This is a genomic window from Micromonospora sp. NBC_00421 (genome assembly GCF_036017915.1).
In the GTDB taxonomy this organism is placed as follows: domain Bacteria; phylum Actinomycetota; class Actinomycetes; order Mycobacteriales; family Micromonosporaceae; genus Micromonospora.
In genome coordinates this window covers 401,789-427,214 of record NZ_CP107929.1, presented here as the reverse complement: position 1 = coordinate 427,214, position 25,426 = coordinate 401,789, and the positions used below count along the sequence as shown (strand labels likewise).

Here is a 25,426-nt window from a genome sequence, read left to right as displayed (position 1 = left end):
CGACCACCCTGCCACGTCGCCCGGCCGCACGTGCAGCGGCACCCCGTCGCGCCTGCGTGGGTGCGGCACGGCGGCACCCCGTCGCGCCTGCGTGGGTGCGGCGGGCCGAGCCGGGCCGGAACCCGGCTGTAGCATCCTGTTCAACCTTCACCCTCAGGACACATAGACTCCCTGCCGATGGACATACAGGTCGCCGACACGTTGCTGGGCTCGCTGCTCGACGGGCGCTACCGCATTCGCGGTCGCGTGGCCCGTGGCGGCATGGCGACCGTGTACACCGCCACCGACGAGCGGCTGGAACGTACCGTCGCGGTGAAGATCATTCACCCGTCCCAGGCCGCCGGGGCAGGCGCCCGGCTGGCGGGCTTCCCGGACCGGTTCACCGACGAGGCCAAGGCCATCGCCCGGTTGACCCACCCCAACGTCGTCGCCGTCTACGACCAGGGCACCCACAACGGGCTGCCCTACCTGGTGATGGAGTACGTCCGGGGCCGCACCCTGCGGGAGGTGCTTGCCGAACGCCGCCGGCTCAACCCCGACGAGGCACTGGCGATCATGGAGCAGACGCTCGCCGCGATCGCCGCCGCGCACCGCGCCGGGCTGGTCCACCGCGACGTAAAGCCGGAGAACGTGCTGGTCGCCGAGGCGCCCACCGGCGGGGTGGCCAACCTGATCGACAGTGTGGTCAAGGTCGCCGACTTCGGCCTGGCCCGCGCGGTGGAGGCCAGCGCCGAGGAGGGTGACGACAACCAGCTGATGGCGACCGTCGCGTACGTGGCGCCGGAGTTGGTCACCGACGGGCGCGCCGACCCCCGTACCGACGTCTACTCGGCCGGCATCGTGCTGTTCGAGATGCTGACCGGTCGGGTCCCGTACGACGGGGACCGCCCGGTCGACGTGGCCTGGCAGCATGTCGACCGGGACGTCCCGGCCCCGTCGATCCTGGTGCCCGGCCTGGCCCGGGCGCTCGACGAACTGGTCGCCCGGGCGACCCGGCGGGATCCGGGGGCCCGACCGGCCGACGCGGGCGCCCTGCTGGCCGAGGTGCAGGTGGCCCGGGACGACCTGGGCAACCCGAACGCACACACCGCAGTGCTGGGACGGGTGGCCGAGGAGTCGCCGGCGATGGCCCAGCCGACGATGGTGGTCGCGGCGGTCAGCCCGGTGAACCGGCCGACCTGGGCACGGCTGCCCGAACCGGCCGCCCCGCAGCGCCCACACCGACGCCGGGCCACCGAGGGCGCCGACCTGGGATCCCGGCTGGCGGAGCTGCGTACCCGGGTGATGGGTAACCCGCGCGGACGGCTGTCCGTGGCGGCGGCCGTGGTGGTGGTCGGCCTGCTCGCCGCGATGGGTGGCTGGTGGGTCGGGGTGGGCCGCTACACGGTCGCCCCGCAGCTGGTGAACCTCAGTCGCACCGACGCGCAGGCCCAGGCGGACCGGGCGGGGTTCCGCCTCTCCTTCGCCGAGCCGCGCTACGACGAGAAGATCCCCCGCGACGGTGTGCTCGCCCAGGACCCGGGCTCGGCTGCCAAGATCCTCAAGGGCGGCACCATCACGCTCACCCTGTCCCTAGGGCCGGAGCGGTTCCCGGTGCCGGACGTGGTCGGCAAGGAGTTCGAGCTGGCCGAGGCCGACCTGACCAGCGCGAAGCTGGTGGTCGCCAAGGGCACCCCCCGCTACGACGACAACCTGCCGGCCGGGGTGGTGGTGGACACCAACCCGAAGGTCGGCGCCGAGGTGAAGCCGGGTGCCAAGGTGACAGTCATCCTGAGCCGTGGCCGGGCCCCGATCACGGTGCCCGACCTGGTCGGCAAGAGCCTCGGCGACGCCCGCTCCGCGCTCTCCCAGCTCGGGCTGGTGCCGGTCGAGACGTACAAGGACTCCGACAAGCCGCGCGACGAGGTGCTCGGACAGAGTCCGGCCGACGGCGCGGGCGTGGAGAAGGGCACCAAGGTCAGGCTGGACGTCAGCAAGGGTCCGCCGCAGGTGGCCGTCCCCCGGGTGGTCGATCTGCCCTGTCAGCAGGCCAAACAGCAGTTGGAGGGGGCCGGATTCACGGTGAACGTCCAGTTCAACCCCAACGGCATCGTCCGGTTCCAGAACCCGGGCGAGAACTCCCAGGTGCCCCCGGGCACTCCGGTCACCCTGGGCTGCCTGTGAGCACCCTGCGGCCGGTCGGTTCGCACACCCCCACCTCGGGCGGGCTGGCCAGGGCGGCTCTGCCGTACGTCGACGCGACCGGCTCCCGGGTGGTGCAGGTCTACGTCTCCAACTCGCGGGGCTGGGCGTTGCCGCCCGGCGACCCGGCCCAGGACGCGCTCTTCGCCGACGGCTGCGCCGCCCGTGGCGTGCCGGTCTACATCCACGCGTCGCTGCTTGTCAACCTGGGTTCGCCCACCCCGGCGACGGTGGAGAAATCCACCCTCACCCTGGCGCACGCGCTGCGCCGGGGGCGGGCGATCGGGGCCCGTGGCGTGGTGTTCCACGCCGGCAGCGCGGTCGACGCCGGGTACGCCGAGACCGCCCTACGGCAGGTACGCGAGTCGCTGTTGCCGCTGCTCGACGAGACCACGACCGACGGCGGTCCGCTGCTGCTGGTGGAGCCGAGCGCGGGTGGCGGCCGGTCACTGGCCTCCCGGGTCGAGCACCTCGGCCCCTACCTGGACGCGGTCGACCGGCACCCGGGGCTGGGGGTCTGCTTCGACACCTGCCACGCCTGGGCGGCCGGGCACGACCTGGCCGCCGAGGGTGGCATGACGGCGACCCTGGACACCCTGGTCGCCACGGTCGGGGCGGAGCGGCTGAAGCTGATCCACGCCAACGACTCCAAGGACCTGTGCGGCTCCACCCGGGACCGGCACGAGAACATCGGCAAGGGCAGCATCGGCGAGCCGGCCTTCGCCGAGTTGATGGCCCACCCCGCCACCGCCGGCATCCCCGTAGTGGTGGAGACCCCGTCGGACAAACACGAGGGCCACGCCACCGACATAGCCACCCTGACCCGCCTCCACCCCTAACCCAAACCACCCCGGCACCCCCCACCCCGGCCCCCCCACCCCGGCAGCGCCGCACCCCGGCAACGCCACGCCCCGGCAACGCCACGCCCCGGTGATCAAGAGGTTTAGGGCAGCCTGAAGATCAAAGTTGACGCAAACCTCTTGATCACCAGCGACCGGCCGGAGGGGCGGGCGGGGGCGGGGTGGGTGGGGCGTGGGGGGTGGGGTGGGTGGGGGTGGGTTCAGGGGGTCAGGAGGTGGGGGAGGATCTTGGTGGCGTGGTCGATGGCGGCGTCGTCGACGTCGAGGTGGGTGACCAGGCGGGCGGTACGCGGGCCGAGCACCGACAGCAGCACCCCCTCCGCGCGGGCGGCGGTCGCCAGGGCACGGGCGTCGAGCCGGTGCCCGGTCAGGTCCAGCGGGACGATGTTCGTACGCACCGGCCCGGCCAGCACCCCGGACGGGGCGATGGCCTCGGCGAGCCGGGCGGCGCGGGCGTGGTCGTCGGCGAGCCGGTCGAGGTGGTGGGTCAGGGCGTACCGGCCGGCGGCGGCGAGCACCCCGACCTGCCGCATCCCGCCACCCATCCGCTTACGCAGGACGCGGGCCCGGGTGATCTGCTCGGCGCTGCCGACGACCAGCGAGCCGACCGGTGCGCCGAGGCCCTTGGAGAGGCAGACCGACAGGGTGTCGAAGAGCGCGCCGTACTCGTGCAGCGGCACACCGTCGGCGACGTGCGCGTGCCAGATCCGGGCGCCGTCGCAGTGCAGGGCGAGGCCGGCGGCGTCGGCGACCCGGCGCAGTTCCCGCAGGGTCGCCAGCGGGATGACCCCGCCACCGCCACGGTTGTGGGTCTGCTCGACGGCGATCGCCCGGGTCGGCACCGCGAAGTAACCGTCCGGCCGGATCATCCCGGCCACCACGTCCGGGTCGACGGCCGCGCCGAGGGCCGGCCAGGTCCGCGAGGAGATCGCGCCGTACGCCGCCGCCGCGCCGACCTCGTACGTCACCACGTGCGCGTCGGCGTCGCAGAGCAGTTCGTCGCCGGGTGGGACGACCAGTTGCAGGGCGATCTGGTTGGCCATCGAGCCGGTCGGGGCGAAGAGCGCCGCCTCGTGCCCGAAGAGCGCGGCGACCTCGGCCTCCAACGCGTTGACCGTCGGGTCCTCGCCGTAGACGTCGTCACCGACCTCGGCGGCGGCCATCGCCGCCCGCATCCCGGCGGTCGGCCGGGTCACCGTGTCGGAGCGCAGGTCCACCACCGGGCCCGGGTCGCCGAGGTGCCCACCCTCCCGTCGGTCGGCAGGCGCAATGCCCCGCCCTCCCGTCGGGTCACCGGCCGGGCCGCTCGGGCGGTCAGCCACGCAGCATCTCCGCCACCAGGAAGGCCAGTTCCAGCGACTGTTGGGTGTTCAGCCGCGGGTCACAGGCGGTCTCGTACCGGCCGGGCAGGTCGAGGTCCTCGATGCCCTGGGCGCCGCCGAGGCACTCGGTGACGTCCTCGCCGGTCAGCTCGACGTGGATGCCCCCGGGGTGGGTCTCCAGACCCCGGTGCACCTCGAAGTAGCCGAGCACCTCGTCGACGATCCGGTCGAAGTGCCGGGTCTTGTAGCCGTTGGAGGACTCGTGGGTGTTGCCGTGCATCGGGTCGCACTGCCACACCACCTTCGCCCCGGCCGCGGTGACCTTGGCGACGATCGGCGGCAGCGCGTCACGGACCTTGTGGTTGCCCATCCGGCTGATCAGGGTGAGCCGGCCCGGGATGTTCTCCGGGTTGAGCTTCTCGCACAGCTCGATCGCCTCGTCCGGGCTGGTGGTCGGGCCGAGCTTCACGCCGATCGGGTTGGCGATCCGGGAGATGTAGTCGATGTGCGCGCCGTCGAGCTGCCTGGTCCGTTCGCCGATCCAGAGGAAGTGCCCGGACAGCCCGTACGCCCGGCGGTCGGAGACCCGGGTGAGCGCCCGGTCGTACTCCAGGGCCAGCGCCTCGTGCGAGCAGTAGAGGGTGACCGTACGCAGCGCGTCGTCCTCGGTCATCCCGCAGGCCCGGATGAACGCGATGGCCCGGTCGATCTCCCGGGCGATCGCCTCGTAGCGCTCCCCCGCCGGGGAGTTCTTCACGAAGCCCTTGTTCCAGTCGTGCACCGCGTGCAGGTCGGCCAGCCCACCCGCCAGGTAGGCGCGGAGCATGTTCATCGCGGCGGCCGAGTTCGCGTACGCCCGGATCATGCGCTGCGGGTCGGCGACCCGGGCGGTCGGGTCGGCCTCCAGCGCGTTGATCATGTCGCCCCGGTAGGCCGGCAGGCCCCGGGCATCGGTGGGCAGCGACCGGGGCTTGGTGTACTGGCCGGCGACCCGGGCCACCTTGACCACCGGCAGGGACGCGCCGTAGGTGAGCACGATCGCCATCTGGAGCAGGGTGCGGGCGTTGGCCAGCAGGTGGCTCTCGGTGTTGTCGGCGAAGGTCTCGGCGCAGTCACCACCCTGGAGCAGGAACGCCTTGCCCTCGCAGACCAGGGCGAGCTTGCGGCGGAGCTGGTCGACCTCGTAGGGGGCGACCACCGAGGGCACGGTGTCGAGCACCTTGCACACCTCGGCGACCTGGGCCGGGTCGGACCACGGCGGGATCTGCTGACGGGGCAGCTCACGCCACCTGTCGAGACCGAGGGCGGCGTCCTCGGCCGAGTCGACGGTGGGGCGGCTGGTCTGCAGCCCGGGGCTGCTCACGGCGGGGTAGCTCAGCTGATGCCACTCATGGCGCATGAGGGAAAGCGTACGGCGACGGTCCGAGTGCTGCGGCGGCGAGGGGCGCGGTTCCGGCAGTTGGGAGCTCAGGGGGTGACCGACGGCTCCGGGGTGTGCCCACCGGGCTCCTCGCCCGCGATGCACCAGTCCGCGCCGTCCCTGGTGACGGTGAACAGCAGCGGTCGGGTGGCCTTCTTCGCCCCCACCGAAACGGTCACCGTGGTGCTGACCTCCTGACCCCGGGTGCCGGTCCGGATGTCGGTGATCGTCGCATCGGGCACCTGGAAGTGGTCGGCGAAGTCGCCGTTCGGCCCGGTCGCGGCGGCGTCGAAACCCGCCTGCATCGTCGCGCAGAGCTGGTTACGGCCGGCGGCCGGGTCCTTGGCCGCCATCGCGTCGAGGTACGCCTGGACCCGCTCGCGGGCCTTGGCGGACGCCTCCTGGGCGGGTGCCCGCTCGGGCTGACCGTCGGCCTCCCCGTCCCCACCCAGACCGCAGCCGAGCAGGGCGAACGGCAGCAGGACCAGCGGTACGACGCCGGCGGTGCGGAACCTCGATCCCATGCGTCCTCCCCCGGGTGCGGATGTCGACCGGTTGCCGAGCGGCGAGTGTGTCACACCGCACCGGCCAGGTGGCAACCCGTCACGGCCGCGGCGGCCCTGTCGCGTCGCCCTCCCGCCTGCCGGTGACTGCGATCCTGTGGTTACCGTAACGACCTCGACCGATGGGAGGTGGCGGTCATCCTCGCCGTGGCGTCGATCGACACCGCCGGGTTTCCGCCGGCCGACCGGTTCGCCTTCTGGCAGGACCTGGTCGCCCGGGAGTCGGCGGCGGCCCGGATCAGCAGCGACCACGCGGCCGACTTCCCCGCCGCGGCCCGGGTCGTCGAGCTGGGGGTGGTCCGGCTCGGCGTCTGGCGGTACCCGTCGCTGGAGATGCGCCGCACACACCCGCTGATCCGCAGCACCGACCCGGAGTTGTACCAGCTCGCCCTGCCGCTGTCCGGGCACGGCAGGGCGTTCCAGGGGCGACGGGACGGGCCACTCGACCCGTCCGGGTTCACCCTGGTCGACACGGTCCGGCCGCACGGCTCCGCGCACCGACCGGACGCCGCCGACAGGTCGGGGCCGTTGCAGACGGTGACCGCGCTGGTGCCGCACGGGGCGCTGCACCTGCCGGCCGGCCGGGTCGAGGAACTGCTTGCCGTACGGATCCCGGCCGGCACCGGGATGGGCGTGCTGCTGGCCCAGTTCCTGCGGCAGGTCGTCGAGCATCCCGAGCAGTACGCCCCGACCGACGCGCCCCGACTGGACCGGATCGCCCTGGACCTGATCACCGGCACCCTGGCCGGACGCCTCGACCTGACCGCGACGCTGCCGACCGAGGTACGGGCGACCGGCCTGCGGGCCCGGATCGAGGCGTTCGTCTCCCGACACCTCGACGACCCCGAGCTGACCCCGGCCGCGGTGGCCGAGGCGCACCACCTGTCGCTACGGTCCCTGCACCGGCTCTTCGAGCCCTCCGGCAGCACCGTGGCGGCCCTGATCCGGACCCGTCGGCTGGAACGGTGCCACCGGGACCTCGCCGACCCGGCCCTGGCCCATCTGGGCATACACGAGATCGCCGTCCGGTGCGGATTCCGTGACCGGGCCCACTTCAGCCGCGCGTTCCGGGCTGACTTCGGCCTCTCCCCCCGCGAGCACCGGGCCCGGTCGGCCGGACGCTGACCTGCCCGGACATTGCGGGCGGGGAGGGACCGGTGTGGTCCCTCCCCGCCCGTGTGGGTGGTGCGTCGGCGCTCGGCTCAGCCGAGGCCGCCCTTGATGGCGCCGATCAGCTCACCGTTGCCGGTGTCACCGGAGAGCTCCCAGAAGAAGGCGCCACCGAGGCCCTGGTTCTTCGCGTAGGTCATCTTGCCGCCGATGGTGGCCGGCGTGTCGTAGCTCCACCAGTTGCTGCCGCACTTGGCGTACGCCGTCCCGGCGATGGTGCTGGTGGCCGGGCAGGTGTTCTTGAGGACCTTGTAGTCCTCGATGCCCGCTTCGTAGGTGCCGGGGGCGGCGCCGGTGGCGGTGCCGCCCGGGGCGGCCTGGGTCACCCCGGTCCAGCCCCGACCATAGAAGCCGATGCCGAGCAACAGCTTGTTGGCCGGCACCCCCTTGGACTTGAGCTTCTGGATCGCCGCGTCGGAGTTGAAGCCCTGCTGCGGAATCCCGGTGTACGAGGTGAGCGGCGAGTGCGGGGCGGTGGGTCCCTGGGCGTTGAACGCGCCGAAGTAGTCGTAGGTCATCGGCATCAGCCAGTTGAGGTTGCCCACCGCACCGGCGTAGTCGGTGGCGTCGATCTTGCCGCCGTTGCTGCCGTCGGCGGTGATCGCGGCGGTGACCAGGGCGGACGAGCCGAACCTGGTACGCAGCGCGCCGATCACGTTCTTGAAGGCGTTCGGGCCGCTGCTGTCACAGCTCAGACCGCAGGCGTTGGGGTACTCCCAGTCGATGTCGATGCCGTCGAAGACGTCCGCCCAGCGCGGGTCCTCGACCAGGTTGTAGCAGCTGTCGGCGAACGCGGCCGGGTTCTGCGCGGCCTGGGTGAAGCCGCCCGACCAGGTCCAACCGCCGAAGGACCAGATCACCTTCAGGTGCGGGTACATCTTCTTGAGCTTGCGCAGCTGGTTGAAGCTGCCACGCAGCGGCTGGTCCCAGGTGTCGGCGACGCCGTCCACGCTGTCCGCCGCGGTGTACGCCTTGTCGTAGTCGGCGTAGCTGTCCCCGATCGTGCACCGGCCGCCTGTGGTGTTGCCGAAGGCGTACAGGATGTGGGTGAGCTTGGCGGCGGAGCCGCTGGTGGCGATGTTCTTGACGTGGTAGTTGCGGCCGTAGACGCCCCACTCGGCGAAGTAGCCGACGACCTTCTTGTCCCCGCTGGGCGGGGTGGTGGGCGGCGGGGTCGTCGCCGGCGGGGTGGTCGGCGGTGCCGTAGTCGGCGGTGCCGTAGTGGGCGGGGTCGTCGTGGGCGGCGCGGTCGTCGGCGGCTTCGTGGTGGTGGGCGGGGTGCCCCCGCCGCACGACGCGCCGTTGATCGTGCAGTTCAGCGGCGCCTTGTACGGCCCGGTGCCGTTGTAGCCCCAGCTGAAGCTGGCTCCCGGGCCGAGCGGCCCGGCCCAGCTCTTCTTCACCGCCACGTAGTGATTGCCGCTGCTGGTGACGTCGGCGTCCCAGAAGCTGCTGATGGTGGTGCCGGCCGGCAGGTCGAACTCGATCCGCCAGGTGCTGACGCTGGCGCTGGAGCCGTTGGCGACGGTGACCCGGCCCTCGTGGCCGGTCCCCCAGTCCTGGGCCGAGGCGAATGTCGCGGTGACGCTTCCGGCGCCGAACGCCGAGGTCACCGGTACCGCCGCAACGGTCAGCGCGACGACCGCGCCAGCCCAGAGGGCGCGGCGGAGGGATCTCTTCATGGGGCGCCTCCTCAAACAGTTAGGAAACTTTCCAGATCGGTTGGGGAGACGCTACTCACACCGTCATCACTTCGTCAAGATGCGCATCCGTCGATTCGCTGCCCGGGGTGAGCAGGGCGGTTCGGGCGGTTCGGGGTCGGGGTGGCCCGGGTGGCGCGCACGGGCGCGTAGCCTCGCGGCATGACCGTCTTCGACATCGAGATCGACGCGCTGACCGGCGGATCCGCCGACCTGGCCGGTTACCGGGGCCGGGCGCTGCTGGTCGTCAACGTGGCCTCCCGCTGCGGCCTCACCCCGCAGTACGCCGCCCTCCAGGAGCTGTCCACCGGGTATGCCGACCGGGGTCTGGTGGTGCTCGGCGTGCCGTGCAACCAGTTCGCCGGGCAGGAACCCGGCACGGCCGCCGAGATCGACGAGTTCTGCCAGGTCAACTACGGGGTCACCTTCCCGCTGACCGAGAAGGTCGACGTCAACGGCCCGGCCCGGCACCCGCTCTACGCGGCACTTGTCGACACCCCCGACGCCGAGGGACACACCGGGGACGTCCGGTGGAACTTCGAGAAGTTCCTGGTCGCCCCGGACGGCACGGTCGCCGGCCGGTTCGCACCGACGGTCACCCCGGACTCGGCCGAGCTGCGCACCGCGATCGACAAGGTCCTGCCAGCCTGAGAGCCAGGACGCGGGAGTAGGTCACCCGACCCTCAGCCCGCCCGGCGCGCAACCACCGTCAGGAACACTGGCACCCGATACCCACCGATGTCTCCTCGGGCCCTTTCGAGCTGATGACGTTAGCGAGTCACCCCTCCGACAGGGATCGTGAGTCGCTAACGTCATCAGCTCCAAAGCACCCGGGCAGGCATACCGGCCTCGCCGTGTACCAGCCGGCCACGTCCCCCCGAAGCGCCCGACCGGCGCAAGATAGCCGACCAACGCCAAGGGGCCGACCGGCGGGAATCGGCCGACCGGCGGGAAGAGCACCAGGGGAAAGGCCGACCGGGAGGAAGAAGCCGGACCAGCGGAGAGAAGGCGACCCCGCCCTGGCCCGACGGTCCCCGATCAGGCCAGGGCCGCGCCGACCCGGGGACAGGTCGACACGGCCATGGGGCACCGGACCAGCCCGCCACGAACCAACCCGCCACGGATCAGCCCGCCACGAACCAGCCCGCTGCGGATCAGCCCGCTGCGGAACGGAAGACCGGGTAGTAGCCGCCGGACTGACCGGCCGCCGTCGGGTGGTAGGACACGCCGATGTTGACGAAGTTCAGCGCGTGCAGCCACTTCTCGCCGTAGCTGCACAGTTGGTGACCGACGAAGATGGACCGGACGTCGGCGAAGGTGAAGCCGGCCGAGGTGGCGGCGGTGCGGGTGATGTCGTCCACCAGGTTGATGCCCTCGTTGATCTTCGTGCGGGAGGTCGCGGTGAGCCCCACGCAGACCGTGCCGAGCTGGTAGAAGACCGGGTAGCCGACGACCACCACCCGGGCCGACGGCGCGCGGGACCTGATCCCGTTGTAGACGGCCGCCAGCTTGGCGGGCAGCTCCGCGCGGGCCTTGTTCTCGGCGGCCTGCACGGCCGCGACGCACTGGGCCTCCCCCTGGAGCACGCAGGTCGTCATGATCGACGAGAAGCCGACGTCGTTGCCGCCGATGGTGACGCTGACCAGGGTGGTGGTCGAGGTCAGTGCGGAGAGCTGATTGTTGACCACGTCCGTGGTGGTGGCCCCGGAGCAGGCGACCGACTTGTACGAGGCGGGCTTGACGGTGGTGTTGTACAGCGCCGGGTAGGCGTTGGTGCTGCGCTGGCAGGCGCCGCTCTCGGAGGTGTAACTGTCGGCACCGACGCCGGAGGCGTAGGAGTCACCGAGGGCCACGTAACGGTCGGTGGGGGCCGCCTGGGCGGGCACCGCCACGCCGAGGGTCACGCCGATGGATGCCGCGAGACTCACGGCAAGGGACACGAGACGGGATCTCCGCACGTCGCACTCCTGGGGGCTGGAAGTGGTGGTGTGAGATAGATATCACTCGATGAAGAGTTTGGGAAGGCCATCGATATGGAACAGGGGTCGTCAGGGGGTCTGCGACCCGTCCGTCGACGACCACTGCCCGGCCAGCACCGCCCAGATCTCGACGTCGACCCGGCCCGCCGGACCCGGTGCGACCTCGCGCAGGGTGCCCTCGTGCCGCATCCCGAGCCGGCGGGCCACCGCGGCGCTACGGACGTTGCCGACGCTGGTCCGCCATTCGACCCGGTGGATGCCGCGTTCCCGGATCGCCCAGTCCACGATCCGGGTCGCCGCCCGGGTCACCAGGCCCCGCCCCTCGGCGGCCGGTTCCAGCCAGCAACCCGCCTCGGCTAGCCCGGACGCCGTGTCGAAGGACACGAACATCACCCCGCCGACCAGGGTGCCGTCGGCCCAGATCCCCCAGATGCCACCGGCGTCGGCCGCCCACTTCTCGGCGTACCGGCGCAGCACCCGGCGGGCCGAGTCCAGGTCGGTGGCCACGAAGGACGCCCCGACCCAGGGGGCGATGTGCTCGCGGGCCCGGTCCAGATGGGTCAGGAACTCCTGCGCGTGCCACGGCGAGAGCGGGCGCAGCTCGGCGTCCCCGGTCAGCGGCAGCGCGAACACCGGTCAGCCCCTCCTGCTCGACACCGGCAGGCTCAACCGCAGCGTCGGCAAGGAGGTGGGCACGAAGCCCAGCGACCGGTAGAGCGGTTCGCCCGCAGCCGAGGCCCGCAGGTCGACCTTGCCGACCCCGCGCTGCCGGTACCAGTCCAGCAGCGCCTCCAGGCAGGCCCGGGAGTAGCCGCGCCGGCGGTGCGCCGGCTCGGTGACCACGTTGAAGACGTACCCGGTCAGGCCGTCGGGGTTGCCGGGGCCGCCGAGGCGCTGCTCGATGGTCCCGGTCGCGCAGGCCGCCAGCACACCCGGCCGGCGCGGGTCGTCGACCACGAAGACCGCCATCAGGTCGGCCGGTTCGGCCAGCCGCCGGTGCAGCACCTCCCGGGCGGCCTGCTGCCAGGGGCCCGGCGCGGGAGCCATCGCGTCGATGTCGGCCAGCATCACCCCACGCAGGCGGACGATCTCGCCGGCGTCGGCCACCACGGCGCGTCGAACGTTGATCACGAACGGACGGTACCGGATACTCCGCACGGGACACCCGCCGAGACACGCTGATCGGAAACGGTGGGACACGGAGTTGTCCGACTTGCCATCCAGTCCCGCTCACGGGACGCTGTGGGTCGGCACCGACACCAGATTGGCACCGACACACCACCTCGGAGGCGAGATGCCCCAGCTCCGTACCGCGCCGCGCCGGCTGCTCGCCGCCACCGGCACCCTCCTGCTCGGCACCGCATCGGCCGCCATCGGCGTCGCGCCCGCCACCGCGGCGACCGGCGACGTCGGTTACGTCCGGCTCGCCCACCTCTCCCCCGACACCCCGGCCGTGGACGTCTACCTCTCCGCCCCCGGCAACGGGGCGCCACAGGTCTTCCCCGCCGTCGGCTACGGCGTCGTCTCCCGCTACCTGCCCCTGGCCGCCGGCCGGTACGCGGTGGCGATGCGGCAGGCCGGCGCACCGGCCAGCGAGCCGCCGGTGCTCACCACCGAGGTGGCGGTCGACGCGGGTGAGGCGTACACGGTGGCCGGGGTGGGTCGTTACGCCGACCTCGGCCTGCGGGTCCTCGCCGACGACCTCAGCGCCCCGGCAGCCGGGCAGGCGAAGGTGCGGGTCGTCCAGGCCTCCGTGCGGGCCCCGGTGGTCGACGTGACGGCCGACGACGGCCCGACCGTCGCCGAGGCCGTCCGGTTCGCCACCACCACCGCCTACCGGCAGGTGGAGCCGGGCCGCTGGCGGCTGCGCCTCGGCGGTGGCAGCGGCCCGACCACCGACGCCGAGGTGACCCTCGCCGGTGGGCGGGTCTACTCGCTGCTGGTGCTCGACGGCAAGCGGGGCGGGCTCACCACCGAGCTGCGCGAGGACGCCCGCGACGGCGGGGTCGCCCCGGCCGGTGGCGTGCCGGCGGGTGCCGGCGGGCTGGCCGCAGGCGGGCTCGGGGCGTACCCGATGGTGGCCGGCGGGCTGCTCGCGGGGGCCGTGGTGGTGGGCACGACGGTGCTGGTGCGGCGTCGGCGGCGACCGGTCTGGTGACCAGGCCCGGCTTCGCGATCCGGCGGCACCGCGCCCGGCGGGGGTCGTCCGCCGCCCTGGTCGCGGTCGGCGCGGCGCTCTGCCTGGCCGCGGGCACCGGCGTCGGCCTGGCCACCGACACCCGCCTCGGCCTCACCACCGCCCCCGGCCCGGCCGCCACCCCCGGCCCAGACTCCGACGCCGGCCCAGACTCCGACGCCGGCCCGGCGGACGGCTCCGCCCGGCCGGTGGGCCCGGCCGGTGACTGGCGGCCCGGCTGCGCGGCCGGTTGCGCCACCGGTGCCGGCGCGCTGCGCGCCGTGCCTGCGCCACCCACCCGGGTACGCGTGGCGCGGATCGACGTCGACTCCACGCTCACCGCGCTCGGCCTGGACCGCGCCGGCACCCTGGTCCCACCGGCGGACTTCACCCGGGCCGGCTGGTACGGCGGCGGCCCGGCACCGGGCGACCCGGGGCCGGCGGTGATCGCCGGTCACCTGGACTCCCGACGTGGCCCGGCCGTCTTCGCCCGCCTCGGCGAGTTGCGCCCCGGCGACCGGATCGAGGTGTGGCGGGGCGCGCGCCGGGTGACGTTCCGGGTCACCGGCACGCTGCGTACCCCCAAGGACGCCTTCCCCACCGCCACCGTGTACGGCCCGACGCCCGGCCCCGAGCTGCGGCTGATCACCTGCGGTGGTGACTTCGACCGGCGGGTCGGGCACTACCGGGACAACGTGGTGGTCTTCGCCGTCGCCGACCCGCCGGCCGACCCCGTCCCCCGCTCCGCCGCCGACTGACCCCCAACCCGGGCGGCTAGGCTCCGGCGATGCGACTGACCAGCGTGGACGACGTCCTGGCCGCCGAGCGCCGGCTCGCCGGGCGGATCGTCCGGACCCCTCTGCTGCCCTGCCCGCAGCTCGGCGACGAGTTCGGACTGGACGTCGCGGTGAAGGCGGAGAATCTCCAGCACACCGGCAGCTTCAAGGTCCGGGGCGCGCTGAACGCGCTGCTCGCCCTGGCCGAACGGCAGGCGACCCCGGCCGGGCTGACCGCCTTCTCGGCCGGCAACCACGCCATGGCGGTGGCCTTCGCCGGTCGTACCTTCGGCCTGCCCACCGTCGTCTGCATGCCCCCGCACGCGGTGCCCACCAAGATCGAGGCGGTCCGCCGGTGGGGTGGCGAGGTGGTGCTCACCGACGACCTGCTCGCCACCTGTCAGACGATCACCGCCGAGCGCGGCTACCACCTGCTGCCGCCGTTCGACGACCCGGACGTCATCGCCGGTCAGGCCACCCTGGGCCGGGAACTGCTGGCCGACGGCCCACCGCCGGGCCTGGTACTGGTCCCGGTCGGCGGTGGCGGGCTGATCAGCGGGGTGGCAGCTGCCGTCCGGGCTGCTGCCCCGACGGCCCGGATCGTCGGCGTCGAGCCGGCCACCGCCAACGTCGTCGGCCACGCGCTGCGCACCGACGGCGACGGCCCGGCGACCCGACCGGTCTCGATGGCCGACGGGCTGGCCGCCCCGTTCGCCGGCCGGCTCACCCTGGCCCACGTCCGGGACCTGGTCGACGACATGGTGGAGGTCACCGAGGCGGACATCCGGGCCGCCTGGTGGGATCTGATGGCGGCCACCCGGCTGCTGCTCGAACCGGCGGCGGCGGTCACCCTCGCCGCGCTGCGCACCGGGCGGGTGACCGCCGCCCCGGGCGCCCGGACGATCCTGGTCCTCAGCGGCGGCAACGTCTCCCCCACCATGCTGGCCACCCTCGCCTGACCGCCCTGCCCCCACCCCCACCCATGGCCTGACCGACCCCGCCCTGACCGACCCCGCCCTGACCCGGCAGGGCTCCGACTGCGCGCGATCTTGGAGTTCTGGTGCCCGTTGCATCCCCATATCGCATGCTTTGCTCCCACCATAACTCCCTGATCGACGGGGTGGGGTGGGGTGGGGTGGGGTGGGGTGTGGGGGGGTGTGGGGGGGTGGGTTAGCGGATTGGGCGGCGGCCGGCGAAGCCGCATTCGACGCGGTGGTACCAGCGCACGTCGGAGTCGCCCTCCAGCCAGCACCAGAGCACGGCGCGGCCGTCGTGTTCGCCGGGGAAGTCGAGCAGCACCGGGGCGATCCCCTTGACCTGGATGTCGTGCGAGTTCAAATCCTCCAGCACGCCGTGCAGCCGGGCCTCGAGGGCCTTGACCTCGGCCCGGCCGCCCAGCGCCGACATCCCGGGGCCGGCCAGGTCGGCCCGTAACTCGGCCAGGTCGGCCCGGATACCGATCAGCTCGTCGATGCGGGGCTGCAGGGTGGCGACCAGGTACCGCGCCTGGGCGAGAGTGAACACCGGGCCAGTATGGGGCACTCACGTTCGCCGTACCTAGGCGGCGTGCTTCGTGGGGAAAAGAAAGCAGCGCTACGGCTGGCCGACGGTGAACTACCGGCGTACCACCTGAGCCCGCCCGATGAAGCCGAGCCGATGCTTCGACCCTATGTCTGGCGTCGGCTTACGAATGCCGTTGCAGCAGCCGCCCTCGGCACCTGCCGATACCTCGTCAACGGTGAGCTGCTTCCCACCAGCACATGACGGACCAATCTTTCGCACCCACCCCTGTCGCTGCCGGCTGTCAGTCGGCCTGGGCGGCCAGTTCGCGGGCGCGGTCGCGGGCGGCTTCCAGCGCCGCCAGCAGTGCCGCGCGTACGCCGTGTTTCTCCAGCTCGCGGATGGCCGAGATGGTGGTGCCGGCCGGGGAGGTGACCGCCTCGCGGAGCTTGACCGGGTGTTCGCCGGAGTCGCGCAGCATAATCGCCGAGCCGATCGCGGTCTGCACGATCAGCTCGTGTGCCACCTGCCGGGGCAGGCCGAGCAGGATGCCCGCGTCGATCATGGCCTCGACCAGCAGGTAGAAGTAGGCCGGCCCGGAGCCGGAGAGGGCGGTCACCGCGTCCTGCTGCGACTCGGGCACCCGCAGGGTCGCGCCGAGCGGGGCGAACATCTCCTCGGCCAGGGCCAGGTGTTCACCGGTGGCGTGCGCGCCGGCCGAGATCGCGCTCATCGCCTGGTCGACCAGGGCCGGGGTGTTGGTCATCACCCGGACCACCGGGGTGCCCTCGGGCAGCCGGCGGCTGAAGAAGCTGGTGGGCAGCCCGGCGCAGAGCGAGATGACCAGCTTGTCGGCCGGCACCTTCGGGCCGATCTCGTCCAGCAGGGTGCCCGCGTCCTGCGGCTTCACCGCGACCGCCAGCACCGCCGCCTCGTCGACGGCGGTCAGGTTGTCGACCACCCGTACGCCGTACCGGGTGGCCAGTTCCTCGGCCCGGACGGGACGGCGGGCGGTCGCCAGCAGCCGCTGCGCCGGCCAGCCGGACCGCAACAGCCCGGAGAGCACCAGCTCACCGATCTTTCCCGCCCCGATCACCGCGACGGTGTGCTTCGCAGCCGCCATCTCCACCCTTCCGTCCCGTTCGACCCGTCCCGTACCCCCTGCCCCTCCGGCGTGGCGGAGGGGCAGGGGTGGGCGGGTCAGCTGCCGAAGAAGACCTCGGCCTCGTCGTAACGCTCGATCGGGACGGTCTTCAGCTCGCGGGTGGCCTCGGCCAGCGGCACCCGGACGATGTCCGTGCTCTGCATCGCGACCATCTTGCCCCAGTCGCCCTCGTGCGCGGCGTCGATCGCCTGGAGGCCGAGCCGGGTGGCGAGCACCCGGTCGAAGGCGGTCGGGGTGCCACCGCGCTGGATGTGCCCGAGCACGACGGTCCGGGCCTCCTTGCCGGTCTTCGCCTCCAGCTGCTCGGCGAGCCACTGGCCGATGCCGCCGAGGCGGACGTGACCGAAGGCGTCGAGCTCCTGGTTGTGCAGGACCATCTGGCCGTCGAGCGGCTGGGCGCCCTCGGCGACCACGACGATCGGGGCGTACTGGTGCTGGAAGCGCTTCTCGACGTAGCCGGCGACCTGCTCGACGTCGAACTTGCGCTCCGGCAGCAGGATCACGTTGGCGCCACCGGCCAGGCCGGCGTGCAGGGCGATCCAGCCGGCGTGCCGACCCATCACCTCGACGACCAGGGTGCGGTGGTGGCTCTCCGCGGTGGTGTGCAGCCGGTCGATCGCCTCCATGGCGATGTTGACGGCGGTGTCGAAGCCGAAGGTGTAGTCGGTCGCACCCAGGTCGTTGTCGATCGTCTTCGGTACGCCGACCACGTTGACGCCCAGCTCGTGCAGCTTGGTCGCGACGCCCAGGGTGTCCTCGCCGCCGATCGCGATCAGGGCGTCGACGCCCTGCGCGGCGAGGTTCTCCTTGATCCGCTCCACGCCGTTCTCGATCTTGAACGGGTTGGTGCGGGACGAGCCGAGGATGGTGCCGCCGCGGGGCAGGATGCCCCGCACCTCGGGGATGCCGAGCGGCTTGGACAGGCCCTCCAGCGGACCCTTCCACCCGTCCCGGAAACCCACGAACTCGTGACCGTAAGTAGCGACGCCCTTACGGACCACCGCCCGAATGACCGCGTTGAGACCTGGGCAGTCGCCGCCGCCGGTGAGCACGCCGATACGCATGATCTGCACATCCTCCTGAAACGTCAGGTGAAGCCCGGATAAGCCCCAGGATATGTGTCAGCTCAGACCATCGGCACCGTTGCCGGCCCGGGGCGGGCCGTCAGTGCGCACTGTAGTCGGCCCAGGTGTACGCCGACACCGCGCCCCGACCCGCACCGGCCGGCTACCGGTCAGTAACTGACCTCGTGGTTCTCGCCCAGTTTCGGCGGCTCGCCGGTCACCGCCGCCTTGGCCAGGCCGAGCAGGTTGACCACAGAGCCACCCGGCGAGTCCCAGTACTCGGCCGAGCTGGCGTGCACCTTGAGCAGGGTCAGCCCGGGGGTGTCCAGGCCGTCCGGGAACCACGCCTTGAGCACCGGGTTCCACAGCTGCTCGGCCCGCGCCCGGTCGTACGCCTCCTGGGCGGTGCCGGAGATCGAGACCCAGGCGTGGTGCCGCTGGTCGGAGAAGGCCACGTCGACCTCCGGGTTGACCCGGAGCTGGCGCATCTTGGCCGAGTCGGTGTAGGCGAAGAACCACAGGTCGCCCTCGAACTCGGCCGCCTGGAGCGCCATCGGCCGACTGAGCAGCCGGCCGTCCACGCCGATCGTGGTCAGCATGCAGATCCGGGCGTCCCGGATCAGCTCGGTCACCCGTCGCCGGGCGTCGGTGATGGTGGTCGCATCGTCGGCCATGGCGCACTCCCTCGGATCGGCTCGCCCGAACCGGTGCCCCGGACCACGCCTGTCAAACCTGCCGACCGTCACCGGCTGTCATCGCCTGCCAGCGGGCCAGGTTGTGCCGGGCGTCGACCAGCGCGTCGTGCCGGTCGGCCGCCGCGTCCGGCAGCCGGGGCCGACCGAGGTCGTCCCAGAGCTGCCGCAGCTCCTTGGTGAAGCGGGGGATCTCCCGGGGCAGCGCCGGCATCGCCCCCCAGAGCTGGGCCAGCACCACATGGTCGTACGCGGCGTACCAGGCCCACAGCTCCAGTTGCTCGCCCGGCCGGTCGCGGATCGGCTCCAGCAGGAACTCGTACAGGTCGTCGCGGATCCGGGCGCGGGAACGCCAGGCCCGGTCGGCAGGTGAGGGGAGCTTGTCCAGCACGTGACGACGGACCCAGGGTATGGCGCGGGAGTCGTCGAACTCGGTGGAGACCGCGTAGAACTCGCGGCCGTACTCGTCGACGACACCTATCGACACGAGGTCGACACTCCGGCCGTCCTCGATGAATTCGCAGTCGTAGAAGTAGCGGTAGACCATCGCCGTCCATCCTCGCCCACGGTCGGTGACCGTCGCCGGCCGGGGTGCCGTCCCCGCGCGCGGACGGTGGTCGCCACCGTCCGCCGCAGCTCGGGAGTGTCACGGAAAGGTCTACGGGGGTGTACAGCAAGCGACTGGGCCGTCATGATCTGATGTGTACCGCTACCGGACGCCGAACAGGTGTCAGTTCACCTCCGCAGGGGCCGTCAGGGTTCACCCGGTGAGCGAAGTTGTGGTCCGTGACCGGGGGAGGGGTGGGGCCGTGGAGATGCGCCTGCCGGAGCCGGGTGACGCCCTCACCGGGGTGGAGATGTTCGCCGGCCTGGAGCCGGAGGTACGCCAACGGGTGATCGCCGCGGCCGTGCCGCGCACCTACCGCAAGGGCCAGCTCCTCTTCGTCGAGAACGATCCCGGCGAGTCGTTGATCGTGCTGCGTCGGGGGGCGGTGGCGGTGTTCCGCACCGCGCCGACCGGGGAACGCGCCGTGCTGTCGGTCATCCGACCGCCGGACGTGCTGGGCGAGGTCTCCCTGCTGGACGCCTCCACCCGTTCGGCCTCGGCCGAGGCGATCGAGGACTGCGCCGCCCTCGCGCTGTCCCGTCCGGCCTTCATGGAACTGGTGCACTCCAACCCGCGCATCCTGGACGCGGTGATGCGGTCGCTGGGTGGTCTGATCCGGCGGCTCACCGAGCAGAACGCCGACCACGTCTTCCTCGACCTGCCCGGCCGGGTGGCCAAGACGCTGGTCCGGCTGGCCGGGGAGAGCCAGGCCCCGATGATCACCATCGAGCTCAACCAGAGCCAGCTGGCCGAGATGGCCGGGGGGTCCCGGCAGAGCGTCAACCAGGCGATCGGCTCCTTCGCCAGCCGGGGTTGGCTGCGTACCGAGGGCCGCCGGATCGTGGTCACCGACGTGGCGGCGCTGCGCCGCCGGGCCGGCATGAGCGACCGCTGACCAGGCTTCCCGGCGCGGCCGGGCGGCGGCATGCTCCGGGCGGTGGAGCGGTCCGGGCGGCGCGGCAGCGGGGCAGACAGCGCGGCGTGGCCGGCGGACCGAGATCCACCGGCACGCCGGTCGGTCACCTGCCGTTGTCGTCCGCGGGTGGAGCGGTCGGCCCCGGGCCGATCTTCTCCGGGGGTGTCGTCGGCCCGGGTCCGATCTTCTGTGGCTTGGCCGTCGAACCCGTGGTCGTGCCGGCGTCCGAGGTCGACTGGCTGTCGGGATTCTCCACCATGCCCTGTTCCTCCATTCTGGCGAGAGTGACCGCATCGACGTCGACCGTCTCCCCGGGGGACCGGACGGTGCCGTCCGGGTCGGTCCAGTAGGCGGACAAGCGCACCTGCACGGCCACTCTCCTGACAGTGAGTTCTCCTCGTGAGGAACACTAGTGGCGGCCGCCCAACCGCAGGGTCCGACCGCACGTCGGGTACCCGACTGGCCCGCCGCAGCGGGATACTGGGACCTCCTCACGTACGGAGTTCGTCATCGACCTCAAGTGTGGACACTGCTCCCGGGCGGCGGGACCGGACGACCGCTTCTGCGGCGGCTGCGGACAGGCGCTGACGCTCGGCTGTGCCTCCTGCGGGCACGCCAACAGCCCCGAGGCCAGCTTCTGTACCAACTGCGGGCAGCCGCTGCGCGACCGCGGGATCACCGTGCAGGAGGACCGCCGCCAGGTCAGCGTGCTCTTCATCGACATCGTCGACTTCACCACGTACGCCGAGCGGGCCGACCCGGAGCAGGCGCGCAGCCTCCAGCAGGCGTACTTCGCCACCGTCCGCAAGCTGGTCCACCAGTACGGCGGGGTGGTGGAGAAATACATCGGCGACGCGGTGATGGCCCTTTTCGGCGCCCCGGTCGCCACCGACAACGACGCGCTGCGTTGCGTCCGGGCCGGTCTGGAGCTGCAACGCAGCCTGGCCCGGCAGACCGCCGGGCCGCAACCGCCGCTGGGCTTCCGGGTCGGCGTGGCCACCGGTGAGGCGCTGGTGGACCTCTCCGCCACCCGCGACGGTGGCCAGGCCTTCGTCACCGGTGACGTGGTGAACACCGCCTCCCGGTTGCAGGCGCTGGCCCCCACCGGCGGGGTGGTCGTCGACGAGAGCACCTGGTCGGCCACCCGACACGAGTTGGAGTACGTCGACCGGCCGTCGGTCACCCTCCGGGGACGCTCGGCGGTCAGCCGGATCTGGCTCGCCGTACGGGCCCGGCCGCGCACCGACCCGCAGGCCGCCGAGCTGACCCCGATGGTCGACCGGGAGCACGAGCGCGGCCTGCTGGTCAGCGCCCTGCACCGCACCGTCAACGAGCGCACCTCCCAGCTGGTGACCGTCTTCGGTCCGGCCGGGGTGGGCAAGAGCCGGCTGTTGCGCGAGCTGTCCCGGCACGCCGCCAACCTGCCCGGCCACCGGGTCACCTGGCTGGTCGGGCAGTGCCCACCGTTCGGCGAGAACGTCACGTACGCCGCGCTGGCGGACATCGTCAAGGGTTGGCTGGGGGTGCCGGACACCGACGACCCGGAGCCGCTGCACGACCGGCTACGCCAGCGGCTCGGTCAGCTCGACGATCCGCACGCCCTGCGGTTGGCCGGCGCGCTCGGGCCACTGCTGGGGGTGGCCGGGGAACGACTCAACCAGGGCGAGACCGAGGCGGCCTGGCGGCGGTTCCTGCTCACCCTCGCCGGGCACGGTCCGACCGTGCTGGTCTTCGAGGACATGCACTGGGCCGACCAGGCGATGCTGACCTTCGTCGAGCAGCTCGGCGCGGCGGCCCGGGGCGTACCGCTGCTGGTGGTGGCGACCGCGCGGCCGGAGCTGCGGGAGCGGCACCCGGCCTGGACCGGCACGATCAGCGGGGCGATGTCGATCTCGGTGCCGCCGATGCACGACGCGGACATCGACACCCTCTACTCCCTGCTGCTCGGCCAGGCCGCGTTGCCGGCGGCGGCCCGGGCGCCACTGATCGAGTTCGCCGACGGCAACCCGCTGTACGCCCAGGAGTACGCCCGCATGCTGATGGACGGCGGGCTGCTGGACCCGGCCGCCCGGTTCGACCCGACCGGCGGCTCCGACATGCCGCGCACCGTCCAGGCGGTCATCGCCAACCGGCTCGACCTGCTCGACCCGGCCGACCGGGCGGTACTCCAGACCGCCGCCGTGGTCGGGGTGCAGTTCTGGCCGGGCCCGGTGGCGACCGCCCTGGGTCGGACGGTGGAGTGGGTGGAGCGGGCACTGGACCGGTTGCAGCGCCGGGACATGGTCTTCGAGCTGCCCACCTCCACGATGGTCGGTCAGCCGGAGTACCGGTTCCGGCACATCCTGGTCCGCGACGTGTGTTACCAACGGCTACCCCGGGCGGAACGGGTGCTGCGGCACCAGCGCACCGCCGACTGGTTGGCCCAGCGCGCCGACGCCGGGCAGCAGGATCTGGCCGAGGTGCTGGCCAACCACCGCTGGACCGCCCACGAGATCGCCCGGACCGTCGGGCTGGACCCGGCCCCGTACGCGATGGCGGCCCGGACCGCGTTGCACCGGGCCGCCCGACGGGCCAGCGCGCTGCACGCCCTGGACAACGCGGCGACGCTTGTCGACCGGGCCCTCGCGGTCGGCGGGAAGGCCGACCCGGGCCTGGAGTTGTTCGCCGCCCAGCTGGCCCTGTTCCGCGACGGGGACACGTTCCTGGTCGACGGGGGCACCGAGACGTTGACCGGGCTGGTCGACCGGCTGGCCGCCGCCGGGGACCGTGCCGGCGCGGCCCGCGCCTGGACCCTGCTCGCCACCGCCGCCTGGAGCCGGGCCGACCGGTCCGAGACGCTGCGCTGCCTGGACCGGGCCAACGAGATCTACGCCGAGCTGCCCGAGTCCGAGGACAAGGCGGAGGCGTTGTTGGAGCTGGCCCGGGTCCGGATGCTCAACTTCGAGACCGATCCCGCCCGCGCGGCGGCCCGCTCCGCAGCCGAGCTGGCCGAGCAGTTGGTGCTTCCCGAGGTACGGGCCAACGCCCGGATCACCCTGGCGGTGGCCCGCTACCTGGCCGGCGAACAGCAGGCGTACGCGGAGCTGGCCGAGGTGGCCGAACAGTGCCGGGCGGACCGGCTGGCCTGCCGACGCCGGGCGGTGCAGAACCTGGCCTGGGCCGCCCAGGAGGAGGGCGACCTGGCCCGGTCGGCCCGGCTGGTCGACGAACAGCGCTCGCTCGACCTGGCCGGTGGGCACGGCCTGGCGACCAGCTTCGCCGACCAGTGGGCGCGGGCGTACTACGCCGGCGACTGGGTGGCGGCGCTGGAGATGGCCGCCGAGTCGACCCGCCGACCGACCGCCGAGTGGGACCTGCACATCGTGGCGGTCTCGGGGTGGATGCGGGCGCTGCGCGCCGGGGACCCGCCGACCGACGGGGCGTCCCGCCCGGTGCCGACCCCGTCCGCCACAGGCCACGCCGGGGCGGTCGAGGGCGGGGCGGTCGAGGCCGGGGCGGTCGAGGCCGGGGCGGGTGGTCAGGACCTGGTGGCCCAGGCGCTGGTCGCCGCACGGCGCAGCGGTTTCCACCGGGTGCTGCGGTCGACGTTGGCACACGCCGCGCTCTGCCGGGCCGTCCGAGGTCGACCCGACGAGGCGATGCGGCTGCTGGTGGAGCTGGACGAGGACTGGCGTCGTACCCGGATGATCCCGTTCGCCGAGTGGGTGCCGGCGGTGGGGCACGTCGCCGCGGTGCTCGGCCCGGAAGCCGCCCGGCTGGTCCACGACCTGCTCGACCGGTCTGCCCGGATGACCCCCTGGGCGGAGGCCGCCGGGCAGGTCGCCGACGCCGCCCTGGCACTGGCCGACGGGGATGCCCACCGCGCCACCCGACTGTTCCGGACGGCGGCGGCGAGCTACGCGCGGATTACCGACACCACCGACCACATGCTGACCACCGCGCTGTCGGTGCCGGCGCTGATCCTGGCCGACCCCGCCGAGGCGGCGGTCGCCCTCGACCGGGTACGCGGCTTCGCCGACCGCTTCGGCATGCCCGGTCTGCTCCGACTGGCCGCCCCGGCGACGACCGACCAGACCTGGCTGTGAGGCTGGCTGTGAGGCTGGCCGGGTTGCCCTGAAGGTGATGGGCTGATGGCTGGTAGCAGCGGATGTGACTCCTGCCCTGACTGGCCACCCCTGCCCCGCCGAGGTCAACCGGCCGGAACAACGGCACGCTACGGATTTCGACACCGCTGTTCGACACCCGAGAGCCGGCAGGCTGAGGCCGACCTCGTCCCACGGAGAGCGGATCGCCGAGGGTTGAAGGGTGCTGTTCGCGTCCTTTCGAGCTGATGACGTAAACGATTCACCAGCGCCCCAACCCCGCTCACGCCCGCGCCGTCCACCCCGCGCTGTCCACCCCGCCGCCGCCCCGCGCTGCCCACCCCGCGCTGTCCACCCCGCCGCCGCCCCGCGCTGCCCACCCCGCGCTGTCCACCCCGCCGCCGCCCCGCGCTGTCCACCCCGCCGCCGCCCCGCGCTGTCCACCCCGCTGTTCACCCCGCTGTCCACCTGCGGTCCGCGCCCTGGTCGTCTGGAGCCCGCGCGGTTCCTCCGCCCCTTCCGCGCTGATCGGTCGGTGCCGGTACGCCGGACGCGAGGGCGGAGAAGGGCGAAACGACCCGGGCAGGCGGTCGTACCTGGCCGGGCGGCCGAAGGCCCGGTTGGCGACGATCAGGTAGGTAACGGGCGGGCCGGTCGTGTGAATCGCCAACGTCATCAGCTCGAAAGGACGCGAGCAGCACCAGCGACAGGTCCCGCTCCCGCAGGGTTCCAGCCTGCTCCGGGCGGGGCCAGACACAGGCCGGGCCAGACACAGGCCGGGCCAGACACAGGCCGGGCCAGACACAGGCCGGGCCAGACACAGGCCGGGCGGGGGCGATCGCGGCGATCGCGGGTAGAGTATGGCGGTTAGCGAGGAATGTTACTTCTTGCAGACCCCGCTCGGGGGTGGGCCGGGCTGGAGCGGCGGTGCCGTCGCCGTCGAGGGGCACCGACCCTCCGGTGGGCAGGGCCGGGCGTCCGTCGCAGCGGAGCGGGTGGCCCCACCCGCGCGGCGGAACGCCGATCAGGCACGCCACCAGGCGGTACGGCGACAGTTCCCGCCCCGGCCCGGCGCCGTCGACCCGTCGTCGGGCCGGCCGGGCAGGGTATGCGGGAGACGGCCGGGGCGCCCCGGGACGGGTGCTACGGGGACACCTGCCGGCCCTGGGAACGACGAACCCAGAGCGGCACGCCACAACGCACTCCCGGAACCGGGTGCCGACGTGTCACGATTCAGGGCACGGCGTACGGGG

22 protein-coding genes are annotated in these 25,426 nt (G+C 72.9%); 9 read left to right on the top strand and 13 right to left on the bottom strand.

Going from position 1 to position 25,426, the window contains the following annotated elements:
- Positions 1–177 precede the first annotated feature (177 nt).
- On the top strand, positions 178–2,163 hold the full coding sequence (gene pknB / locus OHQ87_RS01895) for a Stk1 family PASTA domain-containing Ser/Thr kinase (RefSeq protein WP_328344337.1): 1,986 nt from the start codon (positions 178–180) through the stop codon (positions 2,161–2,163).
- The gene (locus OHQ87_RS01890; RefSeq protein WP_328344335.1) at positions 2,160–3,020 is read left to right on the top strand and encodes a deoxyribonuclease IV; all 861 of its coding nucleotides are present in this window, start codon (positions 2,160–2,162) and stop codon (positions 3,018–3,020) included. Before pknB ends, OHQ87_RS01890 begins: the two co-directional genes overlap by 4 nt.
- A 221-nt stretch (positions 3,021–3,241) precedes the next feature.
- Here OHQ87_RS01890 and OHQ87_RS01885 read toward each other — a convergent pair whose 3' ends face one another.
- From OHQ87_RS01885 to OHQ87_RS01875, 3 genes are all read right to left on the bottom strand, one after another.
- Positions 3,242–4,261, bottom strand: coding sequence for a threonine aldolase family protein (locus OHQ87_RS01885; RefSeq protein ID WP_328348712.1), 1,020 nt, complete (start codon positions 4,259–4,261; stop codon positions 3,242–3,244).
- A gap of 94 nt (positions 4,262–4,355) precedes the next feature.
- Positions 4,356–5,762 carry a class II 3-deoxy-7-phosphoheptulonate synthase gene (locus tag OHQ87_RS01880; protein ID WP_328344333.1) on the bottom strand — a complete coding sequence of 469 codons (1,407 nt, stop codon included), beginning with the start codon at positions 5,760–5,762 and terminating at the stop codon, positions 4,356–4,358.
- A 68-nt stretch (positions 5,763–5,830) separates the two neighbouring features.
- Positions 5,831–6,307, bottom strand: coding sequence for a hypothetical protein (locus OHQ87_RS01875; protein ID WP_328344331.1), 477 nt, complete (start codon positions 6,305–6,307; stop codon positions 5,831–5,833).
- A gap of 168 nt (positions 6,308–6,475) precedes the next feature.
- On the opposite strand from OHQ87_RS01875, the gene OHQ87_RS01870 reads away from it, so the two are divergent.
- Entirely contained in the window at positions 6,476–7,471 is a 996-nt protein-coding gene (locus tag OHQ87_RS01870; RefSeq protein ID WP_328344329.1) for a helix-turn-helix domain-containing protein, read from the top strand.
- Between the two features lie 77 nt (positions 7,472–7,548).
- Here the strand turns inward: OHQ87_RS01870 and OHQ87_RS01865 are convergent, their stop codons facing one another.
- Entirely contained in the window at positions 7,549–9,198 is a 1,650-nt protein-coding gene (locus tag OHQ87_RS01865; RefSeq protein ID WP_328344327.1) for a glycosyl hydrolase family 18 protein, read from the bottom strand.
- Between the two features lie 180 nt (positions 9,199–9,378).
- Here OHQ87_RS01865 and OHQ87_RS01860 point away from each other — a divergent pair, with 180 nt between their 5' ends.
- Positions 9,379–9,867: a glutathione peroxidase gene (locus OHQ87_RS01860; RefSeq protein ID WP_328344325.1), complete on the top strand. Its 489-nt coding sequence runs from the start codon at positions 9,379–9,381 to the stop codon at positions 9,865–9,867.
- Positions 9,868–10,370: 503 nt separating this feature from the next.
- On the opposite strand, the gene OHQ87_RS01855 is transcribed toward OHQ87_RS01860, so the two are convergent.
- The 3 genes from OHQ87_RS01855 to OHQ87_RS01845 all read right to left on the bottom strand — a co-directional run bounded on the left by OHQ87_RS01855 (position 10,371) and on the right by OHQ87_RS01845 (position 12,326).
- Complete coding sequence (locus OHQ87_RS01855) at positions 10,371–11,174, bottom strand: SGNH/GDSL hydrolase family protein (protein ID WP_328344323.1); 804 nt, start codon at positions 11,172–11,174, stop codon at positions 10,371–10,373.
- 90 nt (positions 11,175–11,264) lie between these two features.
- Complete coding sequence (locus tag OHQ87_RS01850) at positions 11,265–11,828, bottom strand: GNAT family N-acetyltransferase (RefSeq protein WP_328344321.1); 564 nt, start codon at positions 11,826–11,828, stop codon at positions 11,265–11,267.
- Positions 11,829–11,831: 3 nt separating this feature from the next.
- The gene (locus OHQ87_RS01845) at positions 11,832–12,326 is read right to left on the bottom strand and encodes a GNAT family N-acetyltransferase (RefSeq protein ID WP_328344319.1); all 495 of its coding nucleotides are present in this window, start codon (positions 12,324–12,326) and stop codon (positions 11,832–11,834) included.
- Positions 12,327–12,489: 163 nt separating this feature from the next.
- Here OHQ87_RS01845 and OHQ87_RS01840 point away from each other — a divergent pair, with 163 nt between their 5' ends.
- Genes OHQ87_RS01840 through OHQ87_RS01830 form a run of 3 tightly spaced genes read left to right on the top strand, consistent with a single transcriptional unit; the run spans position 12,490 to position 15,106 of the window.
- Positions 12,490–13,353, top strand: coding sequence for a DUF4397 domain-containing protein (locus tag OHQ87_RS01840; RefSeq protein WP_328344317.1), 864 nt, complete (start codon positions 12,490–12,492; stop codon positions 13,351–13,353).
- A complete protein-coding gene (locus OHQ87_RS01835; RefSeq protein WP_328344315.1) occupies positions 13,350–14,129 on the top strand; it encodes a class F sortase in 780 nt (259 codons plus the stop codon). Before OHQ87_RS01840 ends, OHQ87_RS01835 begins: the two co-directional genes overlap by 4 nt.
- Before the next feature lie 29 nt (positions 14,130–14,158).
- Positions 14,159–15,106 (top strand): threonine ammonia-lyase, encoded by a 948-nt coding sequence (locus OHQ87_RS01830; RefSeq protein ID WP_328344313.1) that lies wholly within the window; start codon positions 14,159–14,161, stop codon positions 15,104–15,106.
- A 211-nt stretch (positions 15,107–15,317) separates the two neighbouring features.
- On the opposite strand, the gene OHQ87_RS01825 is transcribed toward OHQ87_RS01830, so the two are convergent.
- The 5 genes from OHQ87_RS01825 to OHQ87_RS01805 all read right to left on the bottom strand — a co-directional run bounded on the left by OHQ87_RS01825 (position 15,318) and on the right by OHQ87_RS01805 (position 19,115).
- Complete coding sequence (locus tag OHQ87_RS01825; protein ID WP_328344311.1) at positions 15,318–15,671, bottom strand: DUF2203 domain-containing protein; 354 nt, start codon at positions 15,669–15,671, stop codon at positions 15,318–15,320.
- A gap of 280 nt (positions 15,672–15,951) precedes the next feature.
- A complete protein-coding gene (proC, locus tag OHQ87_RS01820) occupies positions 15,952–16,770 on the bottom strand; it encodes a pyrroline-5-carboxylate reductase (protein WP_328344309.1) in 819 nt (272 codons plus the stop codon).
- A 77-nt stretch (positions 16,771–16,847) separates the two neighbouring features.
- Positions 16,848–17,876 carry a 6-phosphofructokinase gene (locus OHQ87_RS01815; protein ID WP_328344307.1) on the bottom strand — a complete coding sequence of 343 codons (1,029 nt, stop codon included), beginning with the start codon at positions 17,874–17,876 and terminating at the stop codon, positions 16,848–16,850.
- Between the two features lie 170 nt (positions 17,877–18,046).
- Positions 18,047–18,550: a pyridoxamine 5'-phosphate oxidase family protein gene (locus OHQ87_RS01810; protein WP_328344305.1), complete on the bottom strand. Its 504-nt coding sequence runs from the start codon at positions 18,548–18,550 to the stop codon at positions 18,047–18,049.
- 52 nt (positions 18,551–18,602) lie between these two features.
- Positions 18,603–19,115, bottom strand: coding sequence for a polyadenylate-specific 3'-exoribonuclease AS (locus OHQ87_RS01805; protein ID WP_328344303.1), 513 nt, complete (start codon positions 19,113–19,115; stop codon positions 18,603–18,605).
- 262 nt (positions 19,116–19,377) lie between these two features.
- Here OHQ87_RS01805 and OHQ87_RS01800 point away from each other — a divergent pair, with 262 nt between their 5' ends.
- Positions 19,378–20,070, top strand: coding sequence for a Crp/Fnr family transcriptional regulator (locus tag OHQ87_RS01800; protein ID WP_043967208.1), 693 nt, complete (start codon positions 19,378–19,380; stop codon positions 20,068–20,070).
- 124 nt (positions 20,071–20,194) lie between these two features.
- On the opposite strand, the gene OHQ87_RS01795 is transcribed toward OHQ87_RS01800, so the two are convergent.
- Positions 20,195–20,461: a hypothetical protein gene (locus OHQ87_RS01795; protein WP_328344301.1), complete on the bottom strand. Its 267-nt coding sequence runs from the start codon at positions 20,459–20,461 to the stop codon at positions 20,195–20,197.
- A gap of 139 nt (positions 20,462–20,600) precedes the next feature.
- On the opposite strand from OHQ87_RS01795, the gene OHQ87_RS01790 reads away from it, so the two are divergent.
- Entirely contained in the window at positions 20,601–24,176 is a 3,576-nt protein-coding gene (locus OHQ87_RS01790) for an ATP-binding protein (protein ID WP_328348711.1), read from the top strand.
- Positions 24,177–25,426: the final 1,250 nt, after the last annotated feature.

Coding starts and splice junctions, on each gene's coding strand:
- pknB (WP_328344337.1), top strand. CDS start 178: ATGGACATACAGGTCGCCGACACGTTGCTGGGCTCGCTGCTCGACGGG.
- OHQ87_RS01880 (WP_328344333.1), bottom strand. CDS start 5,762: ATGCGCCATGAGTGGCATCAGCTGAGCTACCCCGCCGTGAGCAGCCCC.
- OHQ87_RS01875 (WP_328344331.1), bottom strand. CDS start 6,307: ATGGGATCGAGGTTCCGCACCGCCGGCGTCGTACCGCTGGTCCTGCTG.
- OHQ87_RS01865 (WP_328344327.1), bottom strand. CDS start 9,198: ATGAAGAGATCCCTCCGCCGCGCCCTCTGGGCTGGCGCGGTCGTCGCG.
- OHQ87_RS01860 (WP_328344325.1), top strand. CDS start 9,379: ATGACCGTCTTCGACATCGAGATCGACGCGCTGACCGGCGGATCCGCC.
- OHQ87_RS01840 (WP_328344317.1), top strand. CDS start 12,490: ATGCCCCAGCTCCGTACCGCGCCGCGCCGGCTGCTCGCCGCCACCGGC.
- OHQ87_RS01830 (WP_328344313.1), top strand. CDS start 14,159: ATGCGACTGACCAGCGTGGACGACGTCCTGGCCGCCGAGCGCCGGCTC.
- proC (WP_328344309.1), bottom strand. CDS start 16,770: ATGGCGGCTGCGAAGCACACCGTCGCGGTGATCGGGGCGGGAAAGATC.
- OHQ87_RS01815 (WP_328344307.1), bottom strand. CDS start 17,876: ATGCGTATCGGCGTGCTCACCGGCGGCGGCGACTGCCCAGGTCTCAAC.
- OHQ87_RS01810 (WP_328344305.1), bottom strand. CDS start 18,550: ATGGCCGACGATGCGACCACCATCACCGACGCCCGGCGACGGGTGACC.
- OHQ87_RS01805 (WP_328344303.1), bottom strand. CDS start 19,115: ATGGTCTACCGCTACTTCTACGACTGCGAATTCATCGAGGACGGCCGG.